Raw genomic sequence first — 15,383 nt, 5'->3', positions numbered from 1 at the left:
TGCCCGCTGCCCACGCTGACGCCACATCATCTCCACATCACGGACAAAAAGCTGGGCATTTTACGGAATGGTAATACGCGAAGCCTAGGTTCGGGATTGTGGTGGAGACGGCGGGGGCACGTCGCCATCATTGTGTGAGTTGTGTACGGACGCTTTGACCGTCCGAGAGTGAAATTGGAGTTGCGGGTGGCTTTTCAGGCGAAATCCCCTTGGCGCGTCGTCCTCGTCCGCGCCTTTGCCGCTATAGTGGTTGCGCTTTCCCTTGCTCTACCTAGCGCCGCTCCCGCCCAGGCTATCGAGAACCTGCGCAAATATGCCGGCATCGTTGTCGACGCCAAGTCGGGCCAGGTTCTTTACGAAGAAGCTGGCGACGCAAGGCGCTACCCGGCCTCGGTCACCAAGGTAATGACCCTTTACGTGCTGTTCCAGGAACTCTCGGCGGGCAATATCAAGCTGTCCACCAAGATGACGGTGTCCAAGCACGCCGCTTCCGCAGTGCCCACCAAGCTGGGCCTGCGCGCCGGTGCGACCATCACGGTGGAAGACGCGATCAAGTCGCTCGTGACCCTGTCCGCCAATGACATGGCCCGGGTGATCGCCGAGCACATCTCGGGTTCGGAAAGCAAGTTCGCCGAGCGCATGACCGCCACGGCGCGGGCGCTGGGCATGCGGTCTACGACCTATCGCAATGCCTCGGGGTTGCCCGACGGCGCGCAGATCACCACCGTGCGCGACCAGGCGATCCTCGCCATCGCAGTTTACCAGCACTTCCCCAGCTATTACGAATTCTTCCAGACCCGCTCGTTCTCCTATGGCAAGCGCACCTATGGCAACCACAACCGAGTGCTTGGCTATATGGGCGCTGTGGACGGCATCAAAACCGGCTATATCAATGCTGCCGGTTCGAACCTGATGACCGCCGCGCGCAAAGACAATCGGCATATCGTCGTTATCGCATTCGGGTTCAACTCGTCCGCCTCGCGCGACCAGAAGGTGCGCCAGCTCGTCGCCAACTACCTGCCTAAGGGTCGCAAGGGCAATTACCTGCAGACCGCCCAGATCCCGCAGCCGGGCCGCCAGGGCAATATCCAGGTGGCCGTGGCCCAGCCCAGCAAGCCAGTGTTCGTGATGCCCATGCCCCTGCCCGGCTTCCGCCTGGCACAGTTGGTAGCGGCGAACGGTGCCCAGGCCCAGCCACGCGCTCAGCTGCCGCAACCATCTCAGGCGCCCGTCGTGGTCGCCAGCGCCGCACCGGCACCGGTGCCGCCCGCCCCCATGCCGGCCGACCTGTCGCTGCAGCCTGCGGTGCAGGCCGCCAATGTGCTCGCTGCCCCTTCGCAGACGCCCCAGCCGGCCTATCCTTCGCAGGACGTAATCGGCGCCTGGCTCAGCGACTCCTATAATTTGGGTGCACCGCCTTCGGCCCTGGGCCACACCGTCCCGTCAGCGCCGCTGGCGCCTGAAGAACGCATCGGCTCGGATGGCGTGCCGATCGATCCGGCGATCAGCGGCTCGGTGAAAGTGGCTGCTGCCAATGACAATGCGGTGCCGCCCGGCGGCTGGGTGGTCCAGATCGGCGCCGGCCCGAGCGAAGAAAGTGCCCGCGGCCTCCTGAGCGATGCTGCAAGCAAAGTCGGCCAACTCGGTGATTTCCGCTCCTATGTCGAGCGGTTCGAAAAGAACGGCAAGACCTTCTTCCGCGCCCGCTTTGTGGGTTTCGGGGACCGGGACGATGCGACTGCCATGTGCAATCAGCTCAAGCAGCAGAACCTGGCGTGTCTCGCCATGCAGAGCTGACGCCGACCTAAACCTTCCGTTCGAGGCAGGACTGTTGTGCCGGCCCCGGATTCCCCATCAAGCAAATTGGCGCCTGTGTTTGGAGTAGCCCAATGAGCGAACGAACTGCCCTGCTGGACCTGGCCAGTTTCATTGGCCGCTCGAGCCTGGTGAGTGACGACATGACGGCCCGCAACCGGGTGCTGGCCGGCGTTGGCAAGCGCATGCAGTCGCGCCACGGCCGACGCAGCGTGGGCGAGCTGCTGGGGGTGGTGCTGGCACTGTCGGCCCGGACCCGCCGGATGGTGCAGGAGCCGGTCCGCATCGATCTGGATGTGTTTGCGCCCGGCGGCAAGCGCGCCGTGCTGATCAGCTTTGGCGGGGACCGCTAGCGGTCCCCTGCCCTCAGGCGTGGCAAGGCACGGGCGTATAGCGCGCGTGCACTGAAGGGGGCGCGGCGACGATCTCGGCGGCAGCCCGATGGGTTTCAGCCCGGGCCTTTGCCGGCAGGTTCAGCGCGGCAACGAGACTGCGATACTCCTGGCGCGCCGTCATATGCGAGTTGGACGGCTGGCCGCCAAGCAATTCCTCATCGAGTGGATCAAAGACGGTCATGCCGCTGGCAAACAGCGAGCGGAAGATCACCCGCTCGCCGATGCCGTCCGACACCCGGCAGCCGAAGCGCGCCGCAATGCGATCGAGCATGCTCTGCACCTGGCGCGTATTGCGCGAGGACAGCATGGAGATGCGGTTGCGCACCAGAATCCAGTCGATGCTTTGGCCATCAATGCTGAGCCGCTCGGAGCGGGCGCGCTGCACGAGGCGTGAGTAATGGCTGGTTTCCACGGGCTCACCGGTAACGGCATCGGCACGGGCCAGCACGTTGAGGTCGATTAGGCTGTCATTGACCGGGGTGATCAGGGTGTCGGCTAGCGAATGGGCCAGCCGCGTCATGTTGGTGTCAAAGCCGGGCGTGTCGATGACGATGAAGTCCACGCGGTCCTCGACCTCGGCTATGGCCCGACGGAAGACGTCGAATTCGGCGCGGTGGTTGTCCTTGACGGAGTCACCCCAGGCGGCCGGTAGGTGGAAATGCTTGGGGCTGGGTAGCGCCAGCTGGTGCTCGCTGTTCCAGGCACGCCGGTTGCGGACATAGTGGGTGAAGGTTTGCTGGCGGCTATCCACATCGATGGTGGCAACCCGGTGCCCCTGGTAGAGCAGGAAGATCGCCAAGTGGAAGGCGGTGGTCGATTTGCCCGAGCCACCCTTCTCGTTTCCAACCACAATGACATGTGCGCCTTGCCGTGCCATTCGCCGCTCCATCTTGGCCCCGAAAGACTCGGGCTCGCTCAATGGGCAGAGAAGCGCGCCTATGGTTAACAAAGCTTAAACAAGCGGCGCTGGACTGTACCAGCCCTGCTCACAAGCTTGGCAAGTGGCCCGATATCCCCAGGCTAAAGCAAACCGAGCCTGGCGAGATCGGCCGCGATCTGCAGGGCGCCGGCATTCTCGTTGGCACCGATATCGGGCGGAGCATCCTTGGGATCGAGATAGCGCCAGCCCTGGAACGGGCGCTTTGGATATGGCACCGTACGAACCATGTCGCGGCTCATGATGATGTCGCAGTAGTTCTTGCCCTCCTCATCGGTGTAGGGAGCGAGCCTTAATATGGGCTGCCGCAAGACGATGGAGCCAGCGATCACCCAGTAAATGGAAGACTGCCCCTCCATCTCGGCCGCGCGGCGCGGCATCATCCGGGTGCGGTGGACATGCACGTCCTCGCCATAGTCAGCGCCCCACCAATGGGCCCGCTCATTGCGAAAGCTTTCCAGCTCCTCGACGCTGGCGACGCCAACGGACAATTTGACCATGTGGATCATGCCAGGCTTCCCCGGGGTGCCACGCCCTGGATGACATCGATCTCGTCGTCGTCAACGATCCACGGCTCCTGCAGAGCCAGGGCCAGCCATCGCTGAAAGGCGGGCAAGGCATAGATGGCGGCGACATAGTCGTTGAAGGTATCGGATACGGGCAGAGCATAGGTGCGGATGCGGGTAGCGACGGGAGCGTACATGGCGTCGGCAGCGGTGAAGGCCCCGAAAAGAAAGGGTCCACCAGAGCGAGACAACAAGCCGCCGAGGGAATGCTCGAGCCGCTGCAGGTCCTTGGCGATCATGTCGGCACTGACCCGGCCCGGATGGCTGGCGCGCAGGTTCATCGGCGCGTAGCTACGCAAGGCGGTGAAGCCTGCGTGCATTTCTGCGGAAACCGCTCGTGCCCGGGCACGGTCGGCGCGATCCTGCGGCCAGATCGGTTTGTCAGGAAAACAGTCGGCGAGATATTCGATGATGGCGATGGTTTCGGGAACCTGGAGATCGCCATCGATCAGCAGCGGCACCCGGCCCGTGGGCGAGCGCTGGGCCAGCACATCGCGGAAGCCTTCCCCCGCGAGTTGGAGCACTTCATCCTCAAATGGAATGTCGAAGTGAGCCAAGACCAGCCAGGGCCGCAAGGACCAACTGGAATAATTACGATTGCCGATCAGCAGCTTCATCGAACTCTCCAAAAAAGAAGGGCGCCCTTTGGCATGGGCGCCCTCCGAAATGCCTTGGGGTGAAAAACTTTGGCGCTTAAACGCCCGCAACGACAGAGAAGACTAGTCCCATCGACGCCAGGCAGACCATGGTCCAGGTTGCCGCGCGCCACATAGCAGCTCTCGGATGAGTGCGCATTATCGCTCCTTAAAAGCCATTCACTCGGGGGTCGCACCCCAGCAGCAAAACGTTAACCCTGACGAATTGTTCTGGCAAGCGGCCAAACTGCAACACTCCGGTTCACAGCCTGCCCCACGCCAGAGATCGTACAGGCTTAAACTTGGCAGGGAATGTCCCCGTTCCAAGCAAAGCTGTTGATAATTGGTTAAACTTTTACCGAATTTCAAAAGAGCCCGAACCACAAGCCGGCGATGCCCAGAAAAGCAAAGAAGCCGACCACATCGGTGATGGTGGTCACGAATACCGCGGAGGCGATAGCAGGATCGGCCTTGAGGCGATCCAGGATCACAGGGATCAGAATGCCGGCCGTGCCCGCCACCACGAGATTGATCACCATGGCCGAGCCGATCACCACGCCTAGCTGGACATCGCCGAATCGGGCCGCGGTGACCAGGCCCACCAAGATGGCGAAGATGACCCCATTGGCCAGGCCCACCACCATTTCGCGGGTGATCAGCCGGCGCAAGCGGCTCCCATCCAGCTCGCGCATAGACAGGGCCCGGACAGTCACCGTCATGGTCTGGGTGCCGGCATTGCCGCCCATGGAGGCAACAATCGGCATCAGGACGGCCAAGGCAACCATCTGCTCGATGGTGCCATCGAAAAGGCCGATAACGACCGAAACCAGCACGGCGGTAATGAGATTGATCACCAGCCACGGCACACGGCTACGAATGGTATCGACGGTGGAGTCGGAGATGTCTTCATCACCAACGCCCGCGAGCAGCTTAATGTCCTCGTCCGCTTCTTCGTGAATAACGTCGACGATGTCGTCGATGGTGAGCACGCCGACCATGCGCCCGCTTTCGTCGACCACGCCCACCTCGACCAGGTCGTAGCGCTCGAAGCCGCGGGCGGCTTCCTCCTGATCCTCATCGGCCCGAACCAGAATCACCTGCGTATTCATGATCGCGTCGATCTTGGTCGATCGTGGGGAGCGCAGGAACTTGTCGAGAGGAATGGTCCCGAGCACCTTGTAGGCCGCGTCGACCACATAGATCTGGTAGAACTCGTCGGGCAGTTCAGCTTCGGTGCGCAGGTAGTCGATGGTTTGGCCGACCGTCCAGAAGGGCGGGATGGCGATGAAGTCGGTCTGCATCCGCCGGCCGGCGGAATCCTCGGGAAAATCGAGGCTACGCTTCAAGCTCAGCCGTTCAAAGGTTGGCAGTGCCGAAAGAACCTCGTCCCGGTCCTCCTGCTCGAGATCCTCCAGAATGGTTACGGCGTCGTCATTGTTGAGGCCGGTGACGCCACGGGCGATTTCGGCATTGGGAATCGCCTCCATCAGCTCGACGCGGATGCTCTCATCGACTTCTGTCAGTGCCGAAAAGTCGAATCGGTCCCCCAGAGTACGGACCAGCAGAATGCGTTCATCGGGGTTGAGGGTTTCGAGCACATCGCCGATATCGGCGACGTGCAGAGGCTCCATGACACTGGCGACGTCATCCGCCCTGCCCGCCTCCAGATAGGCGCGCAAACGCTCCAGCCAAAGCGGGCTGATGCGGTCTTCGCTGTTGCGAAGCGCGTCGGGATCAACCACGGCCTCAGGGCCCGGTGCGGTATCGAATTCTGTGCTCACTGGAAGCCCTTTGTGTCGCGAGTTTCGGGGGCGCGCCAAGCTGTAGCTAATCAAGGAGCGATGCGCCAGACTAGCCGTTGTTGTTTTCAAGCACTGCGCAAGTGCAGTGCGGCATGACAAGGAAAACCGCGATGGCTGCTTCCGAAGCGCTCGACCAAGTCTTTGTTCGCATTGAGAGGATTGCCACCCAACGCGCACTGCCCGGCGTTGAACGATCAACCAGCTATGGCACGCCGGCGCTCAAGGTAAACGGCGCCACCTTCACCAGGCTCAAAGACGAGGAGACATTGGTGCTGCTGTGCCCCGAGGAGCAGAAGGCGCTGCTCATGGAGATATCGCCCGAGATCTATTTCGAGACCGACCATTATGTCGGCTGGCCGGCGGTGCTAGTCCGGCTGGAACGGATCAGCGATGAAGAACTGAGCCTGCGGCTGGAGGACGCCTGGCGCAGCAAGGCCCCTGCCAATCTTACGGCGGAGCGCCCGTTGACGCCCCCGGCCTAACGGGGAACCAGAAACAAGAAAGCCGCCCCGGAGGGCGGCTGTTCTGGTGTCACCCTGAAGGTGACTGGTGCGGTCGAGAAGACTCGAACTTCCACATCTTGCGATACAGCGACCTCAACGCTGCGCGTCTACCAATTCCGCCACGACCGCACGTCCTGGTAGAAGCACCGCCCTGGGGCGAAGCGAGACGGGGTTTAGCAAAGGTCCTTGAGAACCTCAAGCGCTTAAATTGCTTATCAAAGAGATCGGTGGAAAACCCTACCCGCTCCCGGGCGGCTAAAAGCGCTTGCTGGCCTTGTTGCGGACCAGGACCTGGAGCTGGCCATTGTCGACGCTGACCTCGCCATGGGCTACGAGCGTGTTGTTGGCATAGATGTGCAACGGGTCGCTTTCCAGCGCATCCAGCTCGATCACGGCGCCGCGGCCCATCCGCAGCAGATGGTGGATGGGCATGGTGGTCGCGCCCAGCTCCACCGTGATTTCCACTTCAATATTGTCGAGAGTGTTCATAGATATCGGTTCAACCCCAGCCGCAGAAAGGCGATCCTCAGCTCATCATGGTTAGTGAAGCGTTAACGGCACCCCAAGCCTGCGGTGGCGCAAGCAAATTGCGACGCGCTGATTCCCGGCCTGTCGAGTGGATGATCTCGTCCAGCCCCGTCCCTTATCCCATGGCACTTGGGGCCATGCGCGACCGGGCTGCGGCAATCGCGGCCGGCACTGCCGACGAGGCGGTGTGGTTGCTGGAACACCCACCGCTTTACACTGCCGGCACCTCAGCACGGGCCGCAGACCTGTTGACCGATCGATTCCCGGTGTTCGAGGCCGGGCGCGGCGGACAATATACCTATCACGGCCCCGGGCAGCGCGTGGCTTACCTAATGCTCGATCTGCGCGAGCGCGGTCGCGACATTCGCTGCCTGGTGCAGAGCCTGGAGGGCTGGGTTATCGACACGCTCGCTGCCCACAATATCGTCGGCGATCGCAGCGAGGGCCGCATCGGCGTTTGGGTCAAGCGGCCCGACAAGGGCGCGGACCGCGAGGACAAGATTGCGGCACTGGGGGTGCGGGTCTCGAAATGGGTAACGTTCCACGGTATCTCGCTCAATATTGCGCCCGATCTCAGCCACTACGGCGGAATCGTGCCTTGCGGGATCACCGACCAAGGTGTGACGAGCTTTGAAGATCTGGGGCAGCTGGTCTCAATGCCTGAGGTCGACATGGTTCTGCGGGCGCAATTTGAGCGCCGCTTTGGTCCAACGCGCGACGGCTCGGCAGAAGAGCTTGTGCCCGAAGGCATCACTGACCAAGTTGTGACTTAATCGAATCGCGCCAAGCTCGAGGAAACTGCAATGACGCTCGACGACCTCAAACGCCTGTTCAGCCGACAGACATTGTTCAGGCTGGACGCGATCCTGGCGCCCAAGCTGGTGCCCATCCTTTATGCGTTGGGCTTGGCGGGTATCCTGCTTTGGGCCATTAGCCACCTGTTCTGGACCTTTGGCTTTGGCTTCGGCAATGGGCTTTGGGGCTTGCTCGAGATTGCCGTGTTCGGCCTGCTGTTGTTTGTTGGCCTCAGGATTGGCTGCGAGGCGCTGCTGGTGTGGTTCAAGACGCATGAGGGGCAAACCGAGCCGGTGACCCGTTCGCGCTATTCGAGCTCGCTGCTGGACGAAGTTCGAGACGCAATTCGCGATCTTGCCGAAGCGGGCGAGGAACGGGAGTTCGTTGAGACCGACGAATATGTGCTCAATGCCGTGGATGCGGTGACGGAACCCGATCTTGAGCCGGAAGATACGCTGCGCTCGCCGGCGACCAGGGCTGGCGAAGTGTTCAAGCCGCGCCGCACCGCCAAGCGGACGCCCCGGATCGACGGCGAGGAATAGGCCAGACGGCTTGTCGCAGGTCAAAAAGAGGCCGCCCCGAAATGATCGGGGCGGCCCTTGCTTTTCGCGGCGCGTCAGACGCGGCTGAGCGTGCGGTTGCGAGCGCGGGTATCGATGGCCCAATCGCCCGGGCCGGCAAAGACCAGGTAAAGGAAGATGAAGCAGTAAAGGGCTGCGGCATCGCCGCCATTACCCACTGGCCAGAAGTTCTGGGGGAAGTGGACCATGAAATAGGCCACTGCCATCATGCCCGACAGCACAAAGGCGACCGGACGGGTGAGGAACCCAACCAGGATCAGCAGACCACCAAAGGTCTCGAGAATGCCGGCAATCAGGAACAACCCTTCGGGGGTGCCCATGCCGGGGACCGGGAAACCAAACAGCTTCTGGGTACCGTGTTCAATGAACAGCAGGGCCGTAACGATGCGAAGCACGGCGAGGGCCTGCGGCGCGTAGGCGGAGAGACGATCGAACAAGTGTGCCTCCTTTAGGCAAAGTGCTGCGCCGGTTTGACGCATTCAACCCTGCTAGCCTAGGTGGATCATTGTTAAAATCTGACCATATACGCACACACTGTTCACCAAGCGCACCCAACCCCGCACGTGGTGCAGGCCTGCTTCACGGCAGCGTCAAGGCCGGTTGATTGCGCTTTGGGCACAATTTCTGTATGAGGACGCCAATCCTTAACATCGGAAACCGTGCTCAATGAGCCAAGCGCCAAAAATTGGCCTCGTCAGCCTCGGCTGCCCCAAAGCCCTTGTCGACAGCGAACGCATCATGACGACGTTGCGCGCCCAGGGCTATTCGTTTTCCCGCGACTACGAGGGCGCCGACATCGTTCTCGTCAATACCTGCGGCTTTCTCGACAGCGCCAAGCAGGAAAGCCTCGAGGCGATCGGGGAAGCGCTCAACGAGAATGGCCGCGTGATCGTCACCGGCTGCCTAGGCGTCGAGGAAGAGCTGATCCGCCAGACCCATCCCAGCGTGCTCGCCGTTTCGGGCCCGCACCAGTATGAGTCGGTGGTCAACGCCGTCCACCAGCACCTGCCGCCGGTGCCGAACCGGTTCGTGGATTTGGTGCCTGAGCAGGGGCTGAAGCTGACCCCCCGGCACTATGCCTATCTCAAGATTTCCGAGGGCTGCAATAATCGCTGCTCGTTCTGCATCATCCCGCAGATCCGCGGTGACCTGGCCTCGCGCCCGGCTGCCGGCGTGCTGGGGGAAGCCGAGCGGCTGGTGAAGGGCGGCGCCAAGGAACTGCTGGTGATCTCGCAGGACACCAGCGCTTATGGTGTGGATCTGAAATACGCGACCTCAAACTATCGGGGCCGTCCGGTTGCCGCCAAGTTCTATGACCTGGCCAAGGAGCTGGGGGAACTGGGCGCGTGGATTCGCCTCCACTATGTGTACCCCTACCCCCATGTGGACCAGATCATTCCGCTGATGGCGGAAGGCAAGGTGCTGCCTTACCTCGATATTCCATTCCAGCATGCGTCCCCGAGCGTGCTCAAGAACATGCGGCGCCCGGCGAACCAGGAAAAGACGCTCGATCGCATCAAGCGCTGGCGCGATATCTGCCCGGACCTGACCATCCGTTCGAACTTCATCGTCGGTTTCCCCGGCGAGACGGACGAGGACTTCGAGTTCCTGCTCGACTGGCTGGAAGAAGCCGAGATCGACCGTGCGGGCTGCTTCAAATACGAGCCGGTGACCGGCGCACCCGCCAATGAACTGGTCGGCATCGTGCCTGACGAAGTGGCGCAGGATCGCTTCGAGCAGCTGATGGAAGTGGCACAGAACGTTTCGACCGGCCAGCTGGCCAAGAAGGTCGGGCGCACGATCGAAGTGCTGGTCGATGACATCGACAAGAACGCCAACCGCGCCATTGCCCGCTCCAAGTGGGATGCGCCCGATATCGATGGTCAGGTCGTGGTCAGCGATGCCACCGGCATCAAGCCGGGCGATCTGGTGCAGGTCGTCGTGACCGATAGCGACGAATACGACCTGTTTGCCGACCCGGTGCGCCCGAGCACGGTGGCGACCCCCGTGCGCTTCGAAGCGGCGCCGCAGGCCTAAGGTCGAACAACTTTATCGCGCCGGCCAAAGCGCCGGCGCAATGTCTTTCCGGCAAACTGCCCTTCGGGTAAATCGCTCATCCGCGTCAACGCCTTAGGCTTTGACGCGGCTCGGCACAGCGTGCATCTGGGCTGCATCATTCCAGCGCAGCACACCGGAGCCAGCGTTCCCATGAAGAAGATTCTTGCCGCAGCCATCGCCTCGCTGGCCCTGGCTGCAGGTCCTGCCGCGGCGCAGCCCACCGAAATCCTCAACGTCTCCTATGACATTGGCCGCGAGCTCTACGAGGCCGTGAACCTCGCCTTTGTCCCCAGTTACGCGGAAAGCACCGGCAGCACCCTCACTGTCAGCCAGTCCCATGCCGGCTCGTCGGCGCAGGCGCGTGCCGTCCTTGAGGGTCTGCAGGCCGATCTCGTTACCTTCAACCAGGTGACCGATATCAACATGCTGGCGCGGCAGGGCTTTGTGTCCGAGGACTGGCAGAGCGAGTTTCCCAACAATGCTTCGCCCTATTACTCGTTGCCCGCGTTTCTCGTGCGGGCTGGCAATCCCAAGAACATCACCGATTGGGGCGATCTGGCGCGCGACGACGTCAAGGTGATCTTCCCCAATCCCAAGACCTCGGGCAATGGGCGCTACACCTATCTGGCCGCCCGCGCCTGGGCGCAGGAAGAGTTTGGCGGCGACGAAGCGCAGGTCGAGCAGTTCCTGACCAAGCTCTTCAGCAATGTTCCCGTGTTCGAGACTGGCGGGCGCGCCGCCACCACCGCCTTTGTCGAGCGCAACCTCGGGGATGTGCTGATCACCTTCGAAGCCGAAGTGCAGGGCATCCGGCACCAGCTTGGAGTCGACAAGTATGACGCGGTGGTCCCCAGCATCAGCCTCCTTTCGGAATTCCCCGTGGCGGTGGTCGACAAGGTCGCTGACCAGCGCGGCACCCAGGAGATCGCCAAGGCTTATCTCGACTTCCTTTACACACCCGAAGGCCAGGAAATTCTCGCGGCTAACTACAACCGCGTCCATGACGAGACGGTCGCTGCCGCCCACAAGGCCGACTTTCCTGAAGTGCGGCTGGTGACGGTGGAAGAGGCTTTTGGCGGCTGGGATCAGGTGACGGCGGACCATTTCGCCGATGGCGGACTGCTGGATCGCGTGTTCCTCAACCAGTAATGCAGAGCCGGGCAGCGCCGCCTTGGCGGGCTGCCCGATGCCGAGGACCGTATGGCCGCCGCTTCCCGACGAAATAACCTGCTTCCCGGCTTTGGCGTGACGCTGGGGACCACCCTGCTCTATCTCGGCATCATCATCCTACTACCCATCGCGGCCATGTTGTTGAAGGTGGCGGGGATGGGGCCGGCCGAGTTCTGGCGCATTGTTTCGTCGCCACGGTCGCTGGCGGCCTATCGGATCACCTTTTCTTCGGCGCTGATGGCCACCGCCTTCAACGGCGCCTTCGGCCTGCTGCTGGCCTGGGTGCTGACCCGCTACGAATTTGCCGGCAAGCGGGTGCTCGATACGCTGGTGGACCTCCCCTTTGCCCTGCCCACCGCCGTGGCAGGGCTCGTCCTCGTGACCCTCTTTGCCGATAATGGCTGGTATGGGCAGTTGCTGGCGCCGATCGGACTGCAGGTCAACTACACCCAGTTGGGCATCATCGTGGCGATGACCTTCACCTCCATTCCCTTTGTGGTGCGCACGGTGCAACCGGTGCTCGAGGAAGCCAATCTTGAGCTCGAGGAAGCAGCCAGGACCCTGGGCGCGACGCCGTGGCAGGTATTTGCCCGGGTGATCTGGCCCACCATCTTGCCAGCCTTCATGGCCGGCTGCGTGCTGTCCTTTGCCCGCTCGCTCGGCGAGTTCGGCGCCGTGGTGTTCATCGCGGGCAATCTGCCGGGGCTGACCGAGATCGTGTCGTTGCTGATTTTTATCCGGCTCGACGAATACAACTACGAGGGTGCAGCGGCGCTCGCCTTTGTGCTCCTCCTGACCGCCTTTGGCACGCTGTTCCTGACTAATGCGCTCGCCGCCTGGCAGCTGCGCTACACGGATCGGAGCAAGATATGAGCCGGGTCGCCTCCACCCCACGCAGCCTCAGCGAACGGCTGTTGATTGCCCTGGCGCTTGTGCTTTCGGGCCTGGTCCTCGTTGTGCCCTTGCTGCTGATCTTCGCGACGGCACTGCGCGAAGGGATCGGCGTTTACTTCAGCAATATCCTTGAGCCTAACACGCTCCACGCCATCTGGCTGACGGTGTTGACCGCGATCGTGGTAGTGCCGATCAACATGGTGTTCGGGGTCTGCGCGGCCTGGTTGGTGACCCGGTTCCGCTTTCCGGGACGGCAACTGCTGGTGACGCTGATCGAACTGCCGTTCTCGATCAGCCCCATTGTTGCTGGCGTCTCTTATCTCTTCCTCTATGGCGGCCAGGGGCTGCTTGGGCCGGCGCTGCAAAGCGTGGGCATCCAGCTGATGTTCACGGTGTTTGCCATTTTCCTCGTGAGCCTGTTCGTTACCGCGCCGTTCGTCGCCCGCGAGCTCATTCCTCTGATGCAGCAGCAGGGAAGCGAGGACGAGGAGGCATCCCTGTCGCTCGGCGCCAATGGCTGGCAGATGTTTTGGTATGTCACCCTGCCCAATATTCGGTGGGCCCTGCTCTACGGGGCTGTGCTGTGCAATGCGCGCGTGATGGGGGAGTTTGGTGCGGTATCGGTGGTTGCCGGCTCCATTCGCGGGCAGACCAACACGCTGCCACTGCAGATCTCTCAGCTGTTCAACGACTTCAACGTCACGGGTGCCTTTGCCGCCGCATCGACCCTGGCGCTGATGGCGGTCGTAACGTTGATCCTCAAATCGGTGCTCGGCCGTAACGCGGGCCGTGGATAGCGACCCCGTAAAGGTTCCACTCCGCAGGTGCGGCTTTTATTTTCCGGCTCTGGCATACAACGCCGGCCAGGGGCGTTGCTCATGGCGAAATCCGGAGCCGATATGACCACACCGCAGATGTTAGCCTTCCTCGTTATTGGCGCCATGATGGTCGCCTTTATCTGGGGGAGGTGGCGATACGACGTTGTCGCCGTTGGTGCACTCCTTGCCGCCATGGCCGTGGGTATCGTGGCGCCTGAGGATGCCTTTAGCGGCTTTTCGGACGACATCGTCATCATCGTGGCCAGTGCCCTGATCGTCAGCGCCGCCATCGCCCGCTCCGGCGTCATGGAAGTGGCGGTGCGGCGCCTGGCACCGGGCTTGACCGCGCCACGCGCGCAATTGCTGTTGCTGGTGGTGGTGGTCACGGTGCTTTCCGCATTCGTCAAGAATATCGGCGCGCTGGCGATCATGATGCCCATCGCCTTCCAGATGGCGCGCCGCTCGGGCGTGTCGCCATCGCTGTTTCTGATGCCGATGTCGTTTGGCTCGCTCCTCGGCGGTCTGATGACCCAGATCGGCACCTCGCCTAATATCATTGTGTCGCGGGTGCGCGAGGAGTTGGTCGGCACGCCCTTCACCATGTTCGACTTCACCCCTGTGGGCGCGGCGCTCTCCGTGGTGGGTGTTGCCTTTCTCGTGCTGTGCTACCGCTTGCTCCCCGAGCGCCGACCGGCGGATGGCGGCATGGAAACCGCAGTCGACATCAAGAACTATACGACCGAAGCCCATGTGCTCGAGGATACTGGCGCGGTAGGGCTGCAGATCGGCGAATTGCAGGGGCTCGCGGACGGGCGGGCGATGGTGACGCGCATTCTCAGTGCTTCCGGACAGCGCCGTACACCCTTCCCGGACACCAAGCTCAAGGCGGGCGACACGCTACTGATTGAGGGTGAACCCGACGCGCTCGACAAGATGGTGGCGCAGGCAGGGCTTTCCTTTTCCGAGCGGCGCGACGCTATTGCCAATGCCTCCCAGGAAACCGGCACGATCGAAGCAATCGTGGGCGAGCGCTCGGACCTGATCGGCGCCACCGCGCAGGAACTGACGCTGTTCGATCGCACCGGGCTCAATCTTCTCGCGGTGAGCCGGCGCAATGAGCGCCTGACCGAGCGGCTGGGACAGATCCGGTTCCGCAATGGCGACGTGCTGCTGCTGCAGGGCGATCTCAACAAGCTGCCTGAATTGCTGCGCGAATGGGACTGCCTGCCCCTGGTGGAGCGTGGCTTACGCATTGGCAGCGTGCGCAACGGACTCGTGCCGCTCGGGATTTTGCTGGTGGCGATGGCATTGACTGCCTTTGGAGTGGTGCCAGTAGCACCGGCGTTCTTTGCTGCGGCGGCCGCTATGGTGCTGACGCGCGCACTGCCGCTGCGGGAGGTTTATAATCGGATCGATGCGCCGATCCTGATCATGCTCGCTTGCCTCATCCCCGTCAGCGATTCGCTGCGCTCAACCGGCGGCACCGAGATCATCGCTGGCTGGCTTTCCGCCACCGCCAGCACCTTGCCGGGCTGGGGCGCTCTCGCCCTGATCATGGTTGCGGCCATGGCCGTGACCCCCTTCCTCAACAATGCGGCGACCGTTCTTGTGATGGCGCCGATTGCGGCGACCTTTGCGACCGATCTCGGCTATGCGCCCGAGGCTTTTCTGCTGGCGGTGGCCATCGGGGCCGGCTGCGATTTCCTCACGCCGATCGGACACCAGTGCAACACGCTGGTGATGGTGCCGGGCGGGTACAAGTTCAGCGACTATGCGAGATTGGGGCTACCGCTATCGCTGCTGGTGATTCTGGTCGGGGTGCCGATGCTGATGCTGGTGTGGCCGTTCTAACGAGCTAGCGTGCTTGAGCGGGCCGATGCTCACCG

General features: G+C 62.3%; 16 protein-coding genes and 1 tRNA gene. 10 read left to right on the top strand and 7 right to left on the bottom strand.

Annotated features, from left to right (window positions below; all coding sequences use genetic code 11):
* Window positions 1-186 precede the first annotated feature (186 nt).
* Together HRQ64_RS10080 and HRQ64_RS10075 are read left to right on the top strand one after the other, a co-directional pair.
* Complete coding sequence (locus tag HRQ64_RS10080) at window positions 187-1,797, top strand: SPOR domain-containing protein (RefSeq protein ID WP_127752949.1); 1,611 nt, start codon at window positions 187-189, stop codon at window positions 1,795-1,797.
* Window positions 1,798-1,889: 92 nt separating this feature from the next.
* A complete protein-coding gene (locus tag HRQ64_RS10075; RefSeq protein WP_127752948.1) occupies window positions 1,890-2,168 on the top strand; it encodes a hypothetical protein in 279 nt (92 codons plus the stop codon).
* 13 nt (window positions 2,169-2,181) lie between these two features.
* Here the strand turns inward: HRQ64_RS10075 and HRQ64_RS10070 are convergent, their stop codons facing one another.
* The 4 genes from HRQ64_RS10070 to mgtE all read right to left on the bottom strand — a co-directional run bounded on the left by HRQ64_RS10070 (window position 2,182) and on the right by mgtE (window position 6,129).
* Complete coding sequence (locus HRQ64_RS10070) at window positions 2,182-3,087, bottom strand: division plane positioning ATPase MipZ (protein WP_172123172.1); 906 nt, start codon at window positions 3,085-3,087, stop codon at window positions 2,182-2,184.
* A 143-nt stretch (window positions 3,088-3,230) separates the two neighbouring features.
* Window positions 3,231-3,656 (bottom strand): DUF1489 domain-containing protein, encoded by a 426-nt coding sequence (locus HRQ64_RS10065; protein WP_210258538.1) that lies wholly within the window; start codon window positions 3,654-3,656, stop codon window positions 3,231-3,233.
* Window positions 3,653-4,330, bottom strand: coding sequence for a glutathione S-transferase family protein (locus HRQ64_RS10060; RefSeq protein WP_172123171.1), 678 nt, complete (start codon window positions 4,328-4,330; stop codon window positions 3,653-3,655). The genes HRQ64_RS10065 and HRQ64_RS10060 overlap by 4 nt, the downstream gene beginning before the upstream one ends.
* 383 nt (window positions 4,331-4,713) lie before the next feature.
* Entirely contained in the window at window positions 4,714-6,129 is a 1,416-nt protein-coding gene (gene mgtE / locus HRQ64_RS10055; RefSeq protein WP_172123170.1) for a magnesium transporter, read from the bottom strand.
* Window positions 6,130-6,260: 131 nt separating this feature from the next.
* Here mgtE and HRQ64_RS10050 point away from each other — a divergent pair, with 131 nt between their 5' ends.
* Complete coding sequence (locus HRQ64_RS10050; protein ID WP_127752945.1) at window positions 6,261-6,632, top strand: MmcQ/YjbR family DNA-binding protein; 372 nt, start codon at window positions 6,261-6,263, stop codon at window positions 6,630-6,632.
* A gap of 65 nt (window positions 6,633-6,697) precedes the next feature.
* Here the strand turns inward: HRQ64_RS10050 and HRQ64_RS10045 are convergent.
* Window positions 6,698-6,782 (bottom strand) — tRNA-Leu (locus tag HRQ64_RS10045).
* 126 nt (window positions 6,783-6,908) lie between these two features.
* Window positions 6,909-7,142 carry a FliM/FliN family flagellar motor switch protein gene (locus HRQ64_RS10040; RefSeq protein ID WP_127752944.1) on the bottom strand — a complete coding sequence of 78 codons (234 nt, stop codon included), beginning with the start codon at window positions 7,140-7,142 and terminating at the stop codon, window positions 6,909-6,911.
* Between the two features lie 47 nt (window positions 7,143-7,189).
* On the opposite strand from HRQ64_RS10040, the gene lipB reads away from it, so the two are divergent.
* Both lipB and HRQ64_RS10030 read left to right on the top strand, forming a co-directional pair.
* Complete coding sequence (gene lipB, locus HRQ64_RS10035; RefSeq protein WP_172123169.1) at window positions 7,190-7,954, top strand: lipoyl(octanoyl) transferase LipB; 765 nt, start codon at window positions 7,190-7,192, stop codon at window positions 7,952-7,954.
* Window positions 7,955-7,984: 30 nt separating this feature from the next.
* A complete protein-coding gene (locus tag HRQ64_RS10030) occupies window positions 7,985-8,518 on the top strand; it encodes a DUF4282 domain-containing protein (protein WP_172123168.1) in 534 nt (177 codons plus the stop codon).
* A 74-nt stretch (window positions 8,519-8,592) separates the two neighbouring features.
* Here the strand turns inward: HRQ64_RS10030 and HRQ64_RS10025 are convergent, their stop codons facing one another.
* A complete protein-coding gene (locus HRQ64_RS10025) occupies window positions 8,593-8,994 on the bottom strand; it encodes a DoxX family protein (protein ID WP_248305279.1) in 402 nt (133 codons plus the stop codon).
* Window positions 8,995-9,223: 229 nt separating this feature from the next.
* On the opposite strand from HRQ64_RS10025, the gene rimO reads away from it, so the two are divergent.
* From rimO to HRQ64_RS10000, 5 genes are all read left to right on the top strand, one after another.
* On the top strand, window positions 9,224-10,594 hold the full coding sequence (gene rimO / locus HRQ64_RS10020) for a 30S ribosomal protein S12 methylthiotransferase RimO (RefSeq protein WP_172123167.1): 1,371 nt from the start codon (window positions 9,224-9,226) through the stop codon (window positions 10,592-10,594).
* A gap of 171 nt (window positions 10,595-10,765) precedes the next feature.
* Entirely contained in the window at window positions 10,766-11,764 is a 999-nt protein-coding gene (gene cysP, locus HRQ64_RS10015) for a thiosulfate ABC transporter substrate-binding protein CysP (RefSeq protein WP_172123166.1), read from the top strand.
* A gap of 51 nt (window positions 11,765-11,815) precedes the next feature.
* Window positions 11,816-12,658, top strand: a complete 843-nt coding sequence (cysT, locus tag HRQ64_RS10010) for a sulfate ABC transporter permease subunit CysT (RefSeq protein ID WP_172123165.1) — start codon at window positions 11,816-11,818, stop codon at window positions 12,656-12,658.
* Window positions 12,655-13,476: a sulfate ABC transporter permease subunit CysW gene (gene cysW, locus HRQ64_RS10005; protein WP_172123164.1), complete on the top strand. Its 822-nt coding sequence runs from the start codon at window positions 12,655-12,657 to the stop codon at window positions 13,474-13,476. The genes cysT and cysW overlap by 4 nt, the downstream gene beginning before the upstream one ends.
* Window positions 13,477-13,578: 102 nt before the next feature.
* Window positions 13,579-15,348, top strand: a complete 1,770-nt coding sequence (locus HRQ64_RS10000; RefSeq protein ID WP_172123163.1) for an SLC13 family permease — start codon at window positions 13,579-13,581, stop codon at window positions 15,346-15,348.
* Window positions 15,349-15,383: the final 35 nt, after the last annotated feature.

The organism is Devosia sp. 919, from assembly GCF_013185965.1.
In the GTDB taxonomy this organism is placed as follows: Bacteria; Pseudomonadota; Alphaproteobacteria; order Rhizobiales; family Devosiaceae; genus Devosia.
Note: the sequence above shows the minus strand (reverse complement) of the source record. Positions and strands in the feature narration are given on the sequence as shown.